The following is a 14,146-nucleotide window of genomic DNA, read 5'->3' as shown; positions in this document are numbered from 1 at the left end:
TCAGTGCGCGTCCTTCGGCGGCTGGGCCACGATGAACGTCGCGTCCTTGTCGACCTTGCCGAGCTTCGACGCGCCGCCGGGCGACCCGAGGTCCTCGAAGAACTCGTAGTTCGCGTTCGTGTAGTCCTTCCACTGCTCCGGGACGTCGTCCTCGTAGAAGATCGCCTCGACCGGGCAGACCGGCTCGCAGGCCCCGCAGTCGACGCACTCATCGGGGTGGATGTAGAGCATCCGGTTGCCCTCGTAGATGCAGTCGACCGGGCACTCTTCGATGCACGCCTTGTCGAGCACATCGAGGCAGGGCTCAGCGATGATGTAGGTCACGGGTCAGTCCTTCCGGGCCGAACTCCTCGCGCCAGGCCGGCGCCTGTCACGAGCATTGTCATGTCCCATTTCAGTGGTCGCACGTCTGCCTTCCCCACCGGCCGGGCGCCTCACACCCCGGAGCACCGGAAAGCGAGCACACCCGCCGGGCACCTCACACCCCGAAGCACCGGAAAGCGAGCACACCCGTCGGGCACCTCACACCCCGGAGCGCCGGGAAGCGAGCACACCCGTCAGGCGACTCACAGCCGGAGCGCCGGATGAGCAAGCACGCCCGTCGGGCACCTCACACCCCGACCGCCGGGAAAGCAAGACGGTACGGGCAGAGCCTAGTATCTCGCCCGAGGGAGGTGGCACGTGCTCCGACGGCAGGATGTGGGACACCGGGTCGTGGTGCGCCGGATTGTGGGTGTTTCCCAGGATCGGCCCCTTTTCTCGGACGCGCTGGGCGAGCTGGTCGAGCTGACCGAGACCGAACTCACTCTCGCCACCGCCAAGGGCCCGCTGCGGGTGCCGCTCAAAGACGTGCACCGGGCGAAACGGGTGCCCCCGGCGCGCCGCCCGCCCGCCGCCGACGTCGTCGATCTCGAGCTGGCCGCCAACGCCGCCTGGCCCGCCCCGGTGCAGGCTCGCCTCGGCTCCTGGCTGCTGCGCTCGGCCGACGGCTGGACCGGCCGGGCCAACTCGGCCCTGCCGATCGGCGACCCCGACCGCACGCTGGGCGCGGCCGTCGACGCCGTCGAGGAGTGGTACGCCGCCCGGGGCCGCCGCGCGCTCATCAACACGCCCATGCCCCTGGCCGCCCCGGTCAGCGCCGCCCTCGACGAGCGCGGCTGGTCGTCCCGTCCGCTCACGCTGGTGCAGACCACCCGGGTCGACGCCCTGGTCGACGCGATCCCGGCCCGCACCGATCTGCCGCCCGCCGAGCTGGCCGACCGCCCGTCCGACGACTGGTACGCCATGGTCGCCGAGCACAAGGGCACGCTCCCCGCGGCGGCGGAACGGATCTTGACGGGTACGCCCGAGGCCGTCTTCGTCCACGTCCGCGACGCCGCCGGCACCCTCGTCGCCGTGGCGCGCGGCGCGGTGACGAGCAGCACGGCCGATGCTCCCCGGTGGCTGGGCATCGCGCTGCTGCAGACCGCCCCGGAGGTACGGCGGCAGGGGCTGGCGGCGCATGTGACGCGCGCGCTCGGGCAGTGGGCGCTGCAGCGGGGCGCGCCCCGGGCTTACCTCCAGGTCGAGGAGCGCAACACCGGGGCGGTCGCCCTCTATCAGCGGCTGGGCTTCGTCACGCACCACACCTATCTGACCCGCGAAGCACCGTGAACCCGCGACCGGGCACACGGAAGGGCGCGCGCCCGTAGCAGGACCGTGCCCACCGAATCTGGGTGACGCGCTGCACGCGCCGGGACCACCGCGCAGGCCGCGCCGCCACTGCGGCGGCCCGCCCCGGGCGAACGCGAGACATCGCGCCCGTACGTGTGAATGAGAAACGGCCTCAGCGCCGCACGACCTTGCGCTGACGCGCCCGGGCCGACTGATAGGCCTTCAGCGAGCGTGAGCGGAAATCGCGCCCCAGCATGATCGCGACCCAGAAGCCGATCAGCGTGCCCAGCACGGCGAAGGCCACATAGAGCGCGATCTGCGAGAAGAAGTAGTCGCCGGCCGCGGTGAACGGGTTGGCGCCGCTGATGAACGGGCCTGCGATGACGGTCAGCAGCATGCCGCCGAGCGCACCGCCGCCGATCTCGGGCAGCCACTCGGCCGGGGCGACCCGCTGGGCGCGGAGGAAGGTCACCACGGCCAGGATCAGGCCGATCACGCCGAACATGGCGATCGAGGCGCCGCTCTGCGCGGTGTCGTCGTCGCCGAAGCCGAAGCGGATGATCAGACGGGCGACGACGTTGACGGCGAACAAGGTCGCCACCAGCAGCACGATCGACGTTCCCCGGTGCCGCGGCATGGTTCCTCCCAGCTACTCCCGCGGGGCGGGCCCGCAGACGAATCGTGGCTCGGGATCGTAGCGCCAAGTGAACTTCTCGCGCTCGATCTCCCGGCCATCCTGGCGAATGACGCGCCAAGCGTCCTGGGTGAAGCCTGGGAGTCCGCTGCTAGTTATGCACTTGGGGCCGGGCTCGCGGTGCACGGTCGGCGGTGACGTGATGTTGCGCCGCGGGCTGTAGACCGTCTTCACGCTGTCGTAGACCTTCGTGCTCCACATGGTGACGGTCACCGAACTGCTGGTGTACGAGGTGTCGACCAGGATCCCGTACTTCGTGGTGTTCTTGAACCGCAGGTCCAGCGTCGGGTAGAAGATCGTCGACTCGATCACCGCCGGGTAGCGGTCGAAGTAGAACGAGTGCGGCTTGTGCTCGACGTCCTGCAGCCCGGCGTAGTAAGCGGCGTTGAACAGCGTGGTCGTGAACTGCGACGCCCCGCCGCCGACGCCCGGCTCGAGCTTGCCGCCGACGATGACCGGCGCGTCCTGGTAGCCCTGGGCGTAGCTCCGCTCGCCGGTGTGCTTGTTCAGCGAGAACGTCTGTCCCGGCTTGACGATCGCGCCGTCCACCTCGCGGGCGATGGTCATGATGTTCTGGCTGCGCGGCGAGCTCGCGCCGCCGGTGAACTTCGTGGTGAAGCTCGACACCTTCTCCTTGATGCCGAGCCGGGCGACATCGGCGGCGGTCAGGTCGGCGGGCTTCTCGGTCAGGCTCGCCGTCACCTCGCGCGGCGCCGGGTTGCGCAGCACCGCCAGCAGCGACGAGCCGAGCGTCGTCAGGTCGACCCGGTCGCCGGGCTTCGCGGCCACCACGACGGGCTTGCCGCCGGACAGCGTGACCTTCGCGTCGACGGGCTCGGTCTCGACCTTGGCGAACTCGGCCGCGGCGGCCGCCCGCAGCTTCGCCCCGTCGACGGCGGGGCTCAACCGGCCGGTGTCGTCGGCCCGGAAGACCAGGCCCTTCGCGATGGCCCGGGGCGACAGAGAGAAGGACTTCCCACCCACGCGTACGGTCACCGGGGCGGCCACCGCGGGCCGCGCCAGATCCGCCACCAGCGCGTCCACGTCCTCCTTGGTCGACGCGGCCGGCCGGGGCACGAGGTCGACCCGGGCCGTCCCGCCGCCCGGCCACGCCGCCCGCACAGCCGTCGCCGCGGCCGCCGCGTCGATGCCGTTGCCCGCCGCGGGGTAGGTCGGCTTGGGCGTGGTGCCGGAGTAGGTGATGGCCGGCTTCTTGAGCGACAGCTTCTCGGGGTCGACGCGCTTGCGGAGCGCCGCCTCGAGCTTCGCCTCGTCGAGGTCGACGACGGGAGTCACCTCGCGCGGGCCGAAGAGGCTCGGGCCGCCGGAGCGCATGGCCTCGCCGACGGTGCGGTCGACATCGAGCGACAGGGCCACGTCGGCGGCCGGGACGGTGACGGTCTTGCCGTCCAGGTCGACGCGCACCTCCTGGGTCGCGAGGTTGCGGGCGGCCACGGCCTCGGTGAGGGTGCGCTCGGCGTCGGTGCGGGACTTGCCGCCGAGGTCGACGCCGAGGACCTGGACGCCGCGCGGCACGTCGCCGGTGTAGGCCCAGGCGGTCGCGGCGGCGCCGGCGACCACGATCGCGGCCACGGTGGCGACGGCGATCAGGCGGCGGCGGTCGAAGGGCGGCGCTGCCGGGGCGTCGACGGACACGCCCGGCGCGGCGGGTGACACGCGCGGGGCGGCGACGGGGCCGCTGGGCAGGGCGAGCGGCGAGCCGGCGGACCGGGGCAGGGGCACGGTCGGCTCGGCGGCGGTCGTGGCGTCGGGGGCTTCGGGCGTGGAGGTCAACTGGTCACCTTCACCGGCGGCGGCGGGGATGCGCGCAAGTCTGCACGCGAGGGCCCGGCCCGCCAACCGCCGCGACCAGATGTCACGACTTTGTGACTGTCGGCCCCTTCAAGATCAGCCGGTAGGTGTAAACCGCGAAGCTCAGGCTGCCCGCGAGCACCGTGACCAGGGCGATCCAGTCGTTGCCGGCGACCAGGCGGTCACCTTCGGGGCGGCCGGTGCCGACGGCGAGGAACATGATCAGCGTCCAGAGCGCCCACGGCGGGGCGACGGACCAGCGCCGCCCGGTCGTCGTCAGCGCGAACCAGCAGAGCGCCCAGTTGACCACCACGGCCGCGACGACGGACACGCCGGTCAGCACGCCGCCGACGCGCAGCGGGGTCAGGAAGAGCTCCAGGACCGCCGAACACGCCGTGGCGATCAGCGAGACGACGACACCGGCGACGACGAGCAGCTTGTTCAGGCCGGGCCGCGGGCGCGGGGGCTCCGGCGCCGGCACGGCCTCCGGCGGGGTCTCGACCGCCTGCTCAGGCACCGGTCACCACGTTGCTGAACAAGTCGTCCTCCCACTTGTGCGGGCCGGACGTCTCGCCCCGGGCCCCCTTGACCAGGCGGAAGTACTCGACGCCCATGAACTCGCCGCCGAAGTCGCCCGCGATGCCGTAGAGCCAGGAATTGTCCGGGATCTGGGTGGCGTGCGCGCGCATGGCCGCCACCTTGTGCTCGTAGAAGTCGGTGCCGTCGACGCGGGCCGCGATCTCGTCGTCGTCGTGACCGAACGGCAGGTCGTCGACGGTCTCGGCGTCCGCGAACGGGTTGTCGTCCATGTCCTTGAACGCCTCCATGCCGCCGAGCAGCACGCTCCTGGGCATGGCCGTCCAATAGATCTTCTCCGGCCCGAAGCCCTCGGCCTCGGCCAGCTCCGCGGCGCGCATGGCGACCCGGTGGGCCTGGATGTGGTCGGGGTGGCCGTAGAAGCCGTTCTCGTCATAGGTGATCAGCACCTGGGGCCGCACCTCCCGCATGACCTCGAGGCAGAGGCGCGCCGCCTCCTCCAGGTCGGCCTGCCAGAAGGCCCGGGGGTGGTCATTGGTCTCCAGGCCCATCATGCCGGAGTCGCGGTAGCGGCCGGCGCCACCGAGGAAGCGGTGATCGGTCACACCCAGCGCGGCACAGGCCCGCTCGAGCTCCACGATGCGCCAGCCGCCGAGCTGATCGGCCTGGCGCGCCTCGAGCTGGGCCAGCGCGGGCACGTGGATCTCACCCTCCTCGCCCAGCGTGCATGTGACGAGCGTCACCTGGGCCCCCTCGGCGACGTACCGGGCCATGGTGGCGCCGGTGCCGGTCACCTCGTCGTCCGGGTGGGCATGCACCAGCATGAGGCGGCGCGCGGGCAGCTGATCGGTCACCCGCGCCACTTTACGCGCGCCCCGCCCCGCCGCCGCGTCTGCTGTTTGCCCCCCGCGACGAGGGCCCGATCAGCGATGCTGGGAGTCGTGGAGCATCCGAGAAGTTCCCCGGCCGTGACGGTCGGCACGGACGGCGCCCGCGTGGCCTTCCTGCACGCCGCGGCGCTCCGCGTCATGACGGTCGCCACCGGCGAGCTGACGACTGTCGCGGAGGGCGTCGAAGCCTTCGCGGGGTCGGCCGACCTGTCCGTGCTGACCTGGGCGCGGGACGGGCGCCTGGAGAGCTCCGGCGCCTCCTTCACGGCCACCGGCCCGGTCGTGGGCCCGCGCCCCGACCCGGCCGGCCACAACGTGGGCTGGACCACGCCCGACGGCACCCTGCGCGTCACCGGCCCCGGCCTGCCCGACCAGCTCCTCGCGGGCGAGCCCGGCTCGGGCGTGACCTGGGGCGTCGCCGACCCCGCGGCCGGCTGGTTCGGGCGTACGCGCGGATGGTGGTGGTCCCCCGACGGCAGCCAGATCCTCGCCGCCCGGCACGCGGCCGGGGTGAGCCTGCACCTGCTCGACCTGTACGGCGGGTGGGTCGACGTGCACTGGGACCGCGAGACCTATCCCTACCTCGCCGGGGTGCGCTGGACCGCCGGGCACCCCCTGATCACCGTGCTCCGCCGCAGTCAGCAGCACGGCCTGGTGCTTTCCGTCGACCCGCGCACCGGCGAGACCCAGGTGCACGCCGAGCTGGCCGACGCCCGCTGGGTCGAGCCCGTCGCCGGCACCCCGCTGCTGCTCCCCGACGGTCGCGTGGTCATCGGCGGCGAGCTGGCCCACGACGGCTTCGACGCCCGGTGCCTCTTCGCCGACGGCAGCCTCCTGACCCAGCCCGAGCTCTATGTGCGCCGCGTCGCCGGGGTGCTCGCCGACACCCACGAGCTGATCGTCGAGGCGAGCGAGGGCGACCCCGCCGAGCACCACGTCTTCGCGATCCGGACGACGACGGGCGGGAGCGGGGCGCGTACCCGCCGCCTCACCAGCGGTCCCGGCCGCCATCAAGCCTTCGTCGGCGGTGACGTGCTGGTGGTGGACGGCGTCGTCCGGCGCGGCGCGGCGGAGGTCCCGCTCTTCCCCGTCCCTGCACCGTCGTCCCCTCGCCCGATCCTGGACCGGGTGACCGACCGGCGCCTCCCCACGGGCGTGCTCTACCCGCCCGGGCACGTCACCGGCACCCCGCTCCCCGTGCTCGTCGAGCTCGGCGACGGCCCGGGCCACCAGCAGGTGGTCGCCGACCCGGCCGCGTGGGCGGACCGGCAGCGGTGGGCCGACGCCGGCTTCGCGGTGGTCAGCGTTGATTCCCGGGGTACGCCCGGAGTGGCCCCCAGCTTCGAGAAGGTCGTCCACCGCCGGCTCGCCGACGTCGCGCTGACCGACCAGGTCGAGGCCCTTCACGCCCTCACCGGCAAGCACCCCGACCTCGACCTCACCCGGGTCGCCGCCCGCGGCACCGGCCTCGGCGGCTGGCTCGCGATCCTCGCCGTCCAGCGCCGCCCCGCCGTCTTCCGGCGCGGCATCGCCCTCGACCCGGTGCTCGACTGGGCCGATCTGCCGCCAGTCCTCGCCGAGCGCTACCTCGGGTCCCGCACCGACAACCCCGAGATCTACGAGCACCACGCGGTGGCCCCGCCCGGCCCCGAGCTGCTCCTATCCCCCGCCGGGGGGCTGTGGAAAGAACTCGAATTCCTGAGGGAGCCTTCATGACGTCAGCGTTGATCGGCCGCAGCCTGCCCCTGGAAGCCATGCCCGTGACCGAGGTCGACTACCTCCAGCTGGGCGAGACGTCGGCGGTCTCGGAGCTCTGGGACGGCAACGTCCTGACCTGCCCCCGCGACACCCCCCGCCACCAGATGATCCTCAGCGCCCTGGCCAACGCCCTCCGCGCCGGCCGCAGCGACCTGAACGTCATCACCGGCGTCCCCGTCCGCCTCGCCCCGGGCCGCATCACCGTGCCCGACCTCATCATCGCGGGCGCCATCGACCCGGACGCCCCGCTGGTCGAGGCCACCTCGGTCCGCCTGGTCTGCGAGATCACGTCCGCCGCGAGCGCCACCGTGGACTGGACCCTGAAGATGCACGCGTACGCCCAGGCCCGCATCCCGTGCTACCTGGTCGCCGAGCCCGACCGCGGCCTGCTGCACAGCAACATGCTGTCGTCGCAGGGGTACGTTGAGCAGTCAGTCATGCAACTGGTGCGGGTGACGGGCCTCAACCTATGACAGGTTGACATGTGACAAGACATCCGGACGACGATGGATCAGGATCTGACCCCATGACGTCCGCGTATCGAGGGCCAGTCACCCGGTTGACCGACGACGAGTATCTCGCTCTGGACCAGACCTCCGAGCGCATCGAACTCTTCGACGGGATTCCCCACGTGGCCCCACCAGCCTCTGGCCGCCATCAAGACATTTCGCTCGACATCGCCTACCTCATACGGCGGGCCGCGCGCCGGATCGGTCTCGACGCTTTCAAGGCGATCGGCGTCCGGCTGCGCACTGGCCGGATCTGTATCCCTGATGTGGCAGTCGTCAAGACCGACGGCCACCACTTCTCGCTCGTCGAGGCCGATGCGGTCCTGCTGGCTTGCGAGATCGTGTCACCGTCGAACGCCGTCAACGACAGAGTGCTCAAGATGGGCTTCTACGCCGAGGCGGGAATCCCGTGGTACCTGCTGGTCGAGCAGTCCAACGACCTGCAGCTCTACCGCCTCGAGGGCGAGCACTACGTGCAGCACTCAGTCACGCCCTACGGCCAGGTCCTGCACCTGACCGACCCCGTCGACGTGCGTCTCGACACGAGCGAGATGAGCCCGCCCCGGTGATCCGGAGTCAGGCGGCGGAGAGGCGGTTGCGGCCGGCTCGTTTGGCCGCGTAGAGCTGGGCGTCCGCGCGGTCGTAGAGCGTGTGGCCCGGCTCGCCCGGGCGGCCCGTGGCGAGGCCCATGCTGACCGTGACGCGCAGGCCGGGGGCGATGGCCGTCCAGTCGCGGGTGAGGAGGACGGCCCGGACGCGTTCGGCGACGCGGCGGGCGTCCGGGGCGGTGGCGGTCAGGAACATGGCGAACTCGTCGCCGCCGAAGCGGATGGCGACGTCGTCGTCGCGGCGGCAGTGGGTGCGGAGGACGGCGGCGATCTCGGCGAGGACGCGGTCGCCGACGCTGTGGGAGAAGTCGTCGTTGATGGACTTGAAGTGGTCGACGTCGATGAGGAGGAGGGCGCCCGTGGCGGCGGCCAGGCGGCGGTCGAAGAGGCGGCGGTTGCCGAGGCCGGTGAGCGGGTCGGAGGTGGCGGCGAGGTCGGCCCGGCTGCGGGCGGCCTCCAGCTCGACGCGGCGATAGGCCTGCTGGAGCATCTTGCGGCGGTCGAGGCGCAGCTGCCACAGGACCTGGGCGTGGGCGTCGAGGGCGGCGAGGAGCGGCTGGGCGGTCTCGCCGGGGAGCTGGGCGGCGGCCAGGGCGGCCAGCTCGTACTTGAAGATCAGGCGCTGGCTGGGCTGCACGGCGAGTTCGTCGGCGGCCACGAGCTCGCGGCGGGCGCCGGGCAGGTCGCCGTCGGCGCGCAGGACGACGGCGTGGGCCAGGTGCAGGAGGCGGGCCTCGTGGTGCTGGCCGGCGGTGCGCAGGGGGACGAGCAGGTCGGCGACGATCTTGACGGCTTCGTCGGGGCGGCCGGTCTTGGCCAGGCCGACGGCGAGCAGGGACGCGGCGAGGGGCGCCCCGGGAAGCCGATCGGTCCAGTGTTCGAGGAGGGCGACGCTGGAGGCGTACAGGCGGGAAGCCTCAGCGGACCGGCCCACCTGCTCCAGCCGCAGCCCCCACTCGAGGCGCAGCTCGGCGCGCTGCAGGTCGAACGACGACCGGTAGATGTCGCTGAAGTCGAGCACGTCGACCGGGCCGCGCAGACACTCGTCGGCCAGCTCGAACAGCTCGGCGGCGCGGGCGGCCTCGCACAGCGAGGACATCGCGGACAACCGGCGGACGCTGCCAGTGGGCACGGTGTCGACGACGAGCAGGGCGCGGGCGAGATGCAACAGCCCGTCATCCGTACGCCCCATGCGGATGAGCACCTCGGCGGTGTCCGCGAGGATCTTCGCGTCCGTGGCGCGCGGGCCGCACGTGCCGGTGTCGGCGACCAGGCGCTCGCCGGCCGTGAGCGCTTCCTGGAGGCGGCCGAGCGCGGTCAGGGCGTACATCCGGGCCAGCCGGATCGATCGGACGGTGCGCAGGTCGCCGAGCAGTGTGGCGGTCCACTCCGCACGGTCGGCGGCGGCGAGCGTCTCGGCGTGGCGCCCCTGGATGGTGAGATCGTGCACGTCGAGGGCCAGCGCCGCCCACGGCCCGTGCGGCTGGACGACGGCGGGCAGGCGCTCCGACGTCACGTGCCACCTCCGTCCACCAGCCGATCTCCTCCGGAACGGTACCGGTCCCGGCCGTCCGAGACGAGCTGAGCTGTTTTCGTCGTACCCGTCGCATAGGGTCGTCCCATGAGTGTGGATCACTTCGACGAGGCCGGTGCGGCGGTGCAGGCGGCGCTGGACGCGGGCGCCCGCTATGCCGACGCGCGCGTCATGCTGCGGCGCACCGAGAGCATGAGCGCCCGCGACGGGGACGTGGAGGACCTGAGTTCGGGCGAGAGCGCGGGCATCGGCGTGCGAGCGCTGGTCGGGTCCAGCTGGGGCTTCTTCGCCGTCCCCGACCTGGACGACGCCGCCGCGCGGGCGGCCGGGCGCCGCGCCGCCGAGATCGCCGCCGCCAGTGCCCGGGTGCCCGGCCCGGCGATCGACCTGGTGCGTTCCGAGCCGGTCACGGCGAGCTGGGCCAGCGCGTGCGAGATCGATCCGCTGTCGGTGCCCCTGTCGGAGAAGGGCGACCTGCTGGTGGCGGCCACCGCCGCGGCGCGGGACGCGGGCGCCGACCTGGCCGAGGGCATCTATCAGATCTGGGACACCCGGAAGTGGTTCGTCTCCAGCGACGGCCACCGCATCGACCAGCACATCCGCGAGTGCGGCGCCGGGGTGACGGCCAGCGCGTTCGGCGACGGCGAGATCCAGCGCCGGTCGTGGCCGTCGCACCGCGGGCAATACGGCACGCGCGGCTGGGAGCTGGTCCACGAGCTGGCCCTGACCGACAACGCGGCCCGGATGGCCGAGGAGGCGCGGGCGCTGCTGACCGCCCCGCTGTGCCCGGCCGGCGAGACGACGCTGATCCTCGGCGGCGAGCAGCTGGCCCTGCAGATTCACGAGTCCGTGGGACACGCGATCGAGCTCGACCGCATCCTGGGCTGGGAGGCGGCGTTCGCGGGCACGTCCTGGCTCGACCTGGCCCAGCTGGGCCGCCTGCGCTACGGCTCCGACCTCATGAACGTCACGATCGACCCGGGCATCCCGGGGGCGCTGGGCAGCTTCGGCTTCGACGACGAGGGCTCGCCGGCCGTCAAGCGCGACGCGGTCCGCGACGGCATCTGGGTGGGCGTGCTCGCGGGGCGCGACTCGGCGGCGATGGCCGGCCTGGACTATGCGGGCAGCGTGCGCGCCGACGGGTGGGCCCGGCTGCCCATGGTCCGCATGACCAATGTCGGTCTGGAGCCCGGGCCGCACACGCTCGACGAGATCATCGCCGCGACCGACGACGGCATTTTCATGGACATCAACCGGTCCTGGTCCATCGACGACCGGCGGCTCAACTTCCAGTTCGGCTGCGAGATCGGTTACGAGATCAAGAACGGCAAGCGGGGCCGCATGCTGCGCAACCCGACCTACACGGGCATCGGCCCGAAGTTCTGGCAGTCGATGGACATGCTTTCGTCCGAGACGGTCGCGTGGGGCACACCCAACTGCGGCAAGGGTCAGCCCGGCCAGGTCGGTCACACCGGCCATCCGGCGGCGCCGGCCCGCTTCACCAACGTACGCGTGGGGGTGCGCGCATGAGTGCGGAGCTGGATCTCGCGGGGCGGGTCGTGGAGCTCGTGCGGCAGCAGGCCGGCGCGGGCGCCGAGGCGGAAGTGGTGGCCGTGCACTCGGCGGACGCGCTGACCCGCTTCGCCAACTCGGCGATCCACCAGAACGTCGCCGAGGCCACCACCTCGGTGCAGCTGCGGTTGCACCTCGACGGGCGCACGGCAGGCGGGTCGACGACAGTGACCAGCGCCGAGGGGCTCACGTCCCTCGTGGAGCGCACAGTCGCCGCGGCCGGGCTGGCCCCGCGCGACCCGAACTGGGCCGGGCTGACCGCGCCCACACCGTTGCGGCCCTCCGGCGCCTTCGACGAGGCGACCGCCGCGGCCGGTCCGGGGGAGCGGGCTGCCCGGGTGCGCGACTTCGTGGACGCGGCGGGCGGCCTCGAGACGGCGGGCTTCTGCCGGACGACCTATGTCTCCGGCGGATTCGCCAACTCGGCCGGTCAGGCGGTCACCGGGCGGTCCGCCGAGGCGGCCATGGACGGCATCGCCCGCTTCGAGGGCGCCGACGGGGTGGCCCGGCTGGCCGGGGGCAAGCTCGCCGCGATCGACGGCGGGCCGCTGGGCGCCCGGGCGGCGGCCAAGGCCCGGGCCGGCAGCCGGCCGATCGAGCTGCCGCCCGGTCACTACGAGGTGGTGCTGGAGCCGACCGCGGTGTCCGACGTCCTCGACAACCTGGCCACGTGGGGCTTCAACGGCAAGGCCTTCGCGCAGCACCAGTCGTTCGCCGAGCTGGGCGCCCACCAGTTCGACGACAAGATCACGATCACCGACGAGCCGCTCGGCGCGACCCTCCCCTTCGACCTCGAAGGCACCCCGCGCGACACCCTCGTCCTCGTCCGCGACGGCGTGACCCAGGCGGTCAGCCACGACCGCACGTCCGCGGCGGAGGCGGGCGGCGTCTCGACCGGGCACGCCTCGGGTGCCTCCCGCTCGTGGGGTCCCATGGCCACCAATCTGCGCCTGAGCCCGGGCCCGGTGACCAACGCCGTCCCCGAGGAGGCGATCGGCCCCACCGCCGCGTCGGCCCGCGCGCTCGTCTCCCGCATGCGGCGCGGGCTGCTGATCACCGACTTCTGGTACACCCGCGTCCTCGACCAGAAGAGCCTCGTCCTCACCGGCCTGACCCGCAACGGCGTCTGGCTCGTCGAGGACGGCGAGGTGACCGCGGCGGTGAGCAACATGCGCTTCACCCAGTCCTACCCGCAGGCGCTCGCCCCGGGCGCGGTCCTCGCCGTCGGCGCCGACGCGCTGCCGCTGCCGGACCGGTGGTCGGGCGTGCGCTACACGGCGCCGGCCCTGCACCTAGCCGCCTGGAACCTCACGGGCAACGCCTCGGGCTGACCGCCGCCGCCTCCCGGGGGCGGGCTCGCGCCACGGGGCAGCGGCCGGGTCGACCCGACGGGCGGCGGGACGTCCTCTGCTCGATCAGCGGGACATCCTCCGCTCGATCGGCGGGACATCCTCCGCTCGATCGGCGGGATTGCCTCACGCCATCGGCGGCGCGCGCCCGCACACCGTCCGGCGGTGGGGCCGGCTGCGGGCAGCTTCCTCCGCCACCGAGTGGGCGCGCGGGGAGATCGACGGCGGGCGGGGCGTGTGGTGGCGTGCTTCACTGGGCCGGTGAGTGACGCGCCGCGTGACCAGCAGTCTCCGCTCGATCCGTCCGGGCCCGCGGGCGGACCGGCCGGTGCGGGCGATCCGACCGACGGGGGAGCCGCCGACGCCAGCGCCCGGGCCGCGACCGGCTCGGGGCGGGACGCGGGCGACAGCGACGACCTGCACGTCGGCGATCCCACCGACGGGGGCGCCGCCGTGGGAGCCGGCGGGACCCGCGAGGACGCCACGACCACGGCGGGAGCGGCGGGAGCGACTTCGGGGCGGCGGGGCCGGGCGGCGCGGTTCGCGTTCGGGGGCCCGGAGACGGATCCGCGCAAGCGGCGGCGCCGGCGGTGGTTCGTCGGGGCCATTGTTGCCGGGGCGGCCCTCGTGGTCGTCGCGCTCTGCGCCGGTGGGCTCGCGGTGCTCGGCGCGGTTTCCGGCTTCCGCGACGACGCCGACGACGCCCGGGAGGAACGGCAGCTGCGCGACGCCTCCTGCCTCGAGCTGGAGCAGCGGCTCAACCGGCTCACCCCGCCCGGCGCTACGGCGTCGCCGCAGGCCAGGGCTACCGCCGTACGGGACGAGAACGCGGCGTTGCGGCTCTATCTGCCGCAGGTGCGGGACGGCAAGGCGGTCGACGGGTGGCGGCAGCTGCTCGACGCGCGGACGTCCTATGCGGAGGCGCTGGACACCCAGGCCGCGTCCAAGACCCCGGCCTTCTTCGTCGCGCCGAAGAGTGCGGACGGCAAGGCCGTCACGGGCGAGCTCGTCCGCCTGTCGCCCGGCCCCTGCGCGGGACCGATCCGGCGGCTTCAGGCCCCCGACCTCTGACGCTCCCTCCGAGAGATCACCCGGAAGATCAATTCCGGGAAACGCGCCATGCAATTGATCTTCGCCAAAGTCTGATACAGACAGCATCCTGACCTTCGTTGTAACGTGTGCCACACATTGCGGACGCACAAATCCCGGCTGCAAGTGGGTCGATCCTGC

At 73.0% G+C, this 14,146-nt stretch carries 13 protein-coding genes; 7 read left to right on the top strand and 6 right to left on the bottom strand.

Going from position 1 to position 14,146, the window contains the following annotated elements; all coding sequences use genetic code 11:
- Window positions 1–324, bottom strand: coding sequence for a ferredoxin (fdxA, locus tag RAN62_RS14630; protein ID WP_305785137.1), 324 nt, complete (start codon window positions 322–324; stop codon window positions 1–3).
- A 357-nt stretch (window positions 325–681) separates the two neighbouring features.
- On the opposite strand from fdxA, the gene RAN62_RS14625 reads away from it, so the two are divergent.
- Complete coding sequence (locus RAN62_RS14625; RefSeq protein ID WP_305785136.1) at window positions 682–1,653, top strand: GNAT family N-acetyltransferase; 972 nt, start codon at window positions 682–684, stop codon at window positions 1,651–1,653.
- Window positions 1,654–1,825: 172 nt separating this feature from the next.
- On the opposite strand, the gene RAN62_RS14620 is transcribed toward RAN62_RS14625, so the two are convergent.
- From RAN62_RS14620 to mshB, 4 genes are all read right to left on the bottom strand, one after another.
- The gene (locus RAN62_RS14620; RefSeq protein ID WP_305785135.1) at window positions 1,826–2,290 is read right to left on the bottom strand and encodes a hypothetical protein; all 465 of its coding nucleotides are present in this window, start codon (window positions 2,288–2,290) and stop codon (window positions 1,826–1,828) included.
- Between the two features lie 12 nt (window positions 2,291–2,302).
- Window positions 2,303–4,141, bottom strand: coding sequence for a VanW family protein (locus RAN62_RS14615; protein ID WP_305785134.1), 1,839 nt, complete (start codon window positions 4,139–4,141; stop codon window positions 2,303–2,305).
- An 82-nt stretch (window positions 4,142–4,223) separates the two neighbouring features.
- Complete coding sequence (locus tag RAN62_RS14610; protein WP_305785133.1) at window positions 4,224–4,676, bottom strand: hypothetical protein; 453 nt, start codon at window positions 4,674–4,676, stop codon at window positions 4,224–4,226.
- Complete coding sequence (gene mshB, locus RAN62_RS14605) at window positions 4,669–5,520, bottom strand: N-acetyl-1-D-myo-inositol-2-amino-2-deoxy-alpha-D-glucopyranoside deacetylase (protein WP_305785306.1); 852 nt, start codon at window positions 5,518–5,520, stop codon at window positions 4,669–4,671. Before mshB ends, RAN62_RS14610 begins: the two co-directional genes overlap by 8 nt.
- Before the next feature lie 105 nt (window positions 5,521–5,625).
- On the opposite strand from mshB, the gene RAN62_RS14600 reads away from it, so the two are divergent.
- The 3 genes from RAN62_RS14600 (at window position 5,626) to RAN62_RS14590 (ending at window position 8,422) form a co-directional block, all read left to right on the top strand.
- Window positions 5,626–7,302: an alpha/beta hydrolase family protein gene (locus RAN62_RS14600; protein ID WP_438874504.1), complete on the top strand. Its 1,677-nt coding sequence runs from the start codon at window positions 5,626–5,628 to the stop codon at window positions 7,300–7,302.
- Window positions 7,299–7,817: a Uma2 family endonuclease gene (locus RAN62_RS14595; protein ID WP_305785131.1), complete on the top strand. Its 519-nt coding sequence runs from the start codon at window positions 7,299–7,301 to the stop codon at window positions 7,815–7,817. The genes RAN62_RS14600 and RAN62_RS14595 overlap by 4 nt, the downstream gene beginning before the upstream one ends.
- A gap of 86 nt (window positions 7,818–7,903) precedes the next feature.
- The gene (locus RAN62_RS14590; protein ID WP_305785130.1) at window positions 7,904–8,422 is read left to right on the top strand and encodes a Uma2 family endonuclease; all 519 of its coding nucleotides are present in this window, start codon (window positions 7,904–7,906) and stop codon (window positions 8,420–8,422) included.
- A 7-nt stretch (window positions 8,423–8,429) separates the two neighbouring features.
- Here the strand turns inward: RAN62_RS14590 and RAN62_RS14585 are convergent, their stop codons facing one another.
- Window positions 8,430–9,977 carry a GGDEF domain-containing protein gene (locus tag RAN62_RS14585; protein ID WP_305785129.1) on the bottom strand — a complete coding sequence of 516 codons (1,548 nt, stop codon included), beginning with the start codon at window positions 9,975–9,977 and terminating at the stop codon, window positions 8,430–8,432.
- 111 nt (window positions 9,978–10,088) lie between these two features.
- On the opposite strand from RAN62_RS14585, the gene RAN62_RS14580 reads away from it, so the two are divergent.
- The 3 genes from RAN62_RS14580 to RAN62_RS14570 all read left to right on the top strand — a co-directional run bounded on the left by RAN62_RS14580 (window position 10,089) and on the right by RAN62_RS14570 (window position 13,987).
- The gene (locus tag RAN62_RS14580) at window positions 10,089–11,525 is read left to right on the top strand and encodes a TldD/PmbA family protein (RefSeq protein ID WP_305785305.1); all 1,437 of its coding nucleotides are present in this window, start codon (window positions 10,089–10,091) and stop codon (window positions 11,523–11,525) included.
- Window positions 11,522–12,898, top strand: coding sequence for a TldD/PmbA family protein (locus RAN62_RS14575; protein WP_305785128.1), 1,377 nt, complete (start codon window positions 11,522–11,524; stop codon window positions 12,896–12,898). The genes RAN62_RS14580 and RAN62_RS14575 overlap by 4 nt, the downstream gene beginning before the upstream one ends.
- A gap of 279 nt (window positions 12,899–13,177) precedes the next feature.
- Entirely contained in the window at window positions 13,178–13,987 is an 810-nt protein-coding gene (locus RAN62_RS14570) for a hypothetical protein (RefSeq protein ID WP_305785127.1), read from the top strand.
- Window positions 13,988–14,146: the final 159 nt, after the last annotated feature.

It is taken from the genome of Symbioplanes lichenis, from assembly GCF_030709675.1.
Taxonomy (GTDB): Bacteria; Actinomycetota; Actinomycetes; order Mycobacteriales; family Micromonosporaceae; genus Actinoplanes; species Actinoplanes lichenis.
This window is presented reverse-complemented; position numbering and strand designations above follow the sequence as displayed.

Coding starts and splice junctions, on each gene's coding strand:
- RAN62_RS14620 (WP_305785135.1), bottom strand. CDS start 2,290: ATGCCGCGGCACCGGGGAACGTCGATCGTGCTGCTGGTGGCGACCTTG.
- RAN62_RS14575 (WP_305785128.1), top strand. CDS start 11,522: ATGAGTGCGGAGCTGGATCTCGCGGGGCGGGTCGTGGAGCTCGTGCGG.
- RAN62_RS14600 (WP_438874504.1), top strand. CDS start 5,626: ATGCTGGGAGTCGTGGAGCATCCGAGAAGTTCCCCGGCCGTGACGGTC.
- mshB (WP_305785306.1), bottom strand. CDS start 5,520: ATGCTGGTGCATGCCCACCCGGACGACGAGGTGACCGGCACCGGCGCC.
- RAN62_RS14595 (WP_305785131.1), top strand. CDS start 7,299: ATGACGTCAGCGTTGATCGGCCGCAGCCTGCCCCTGGAAGCCATGCCC.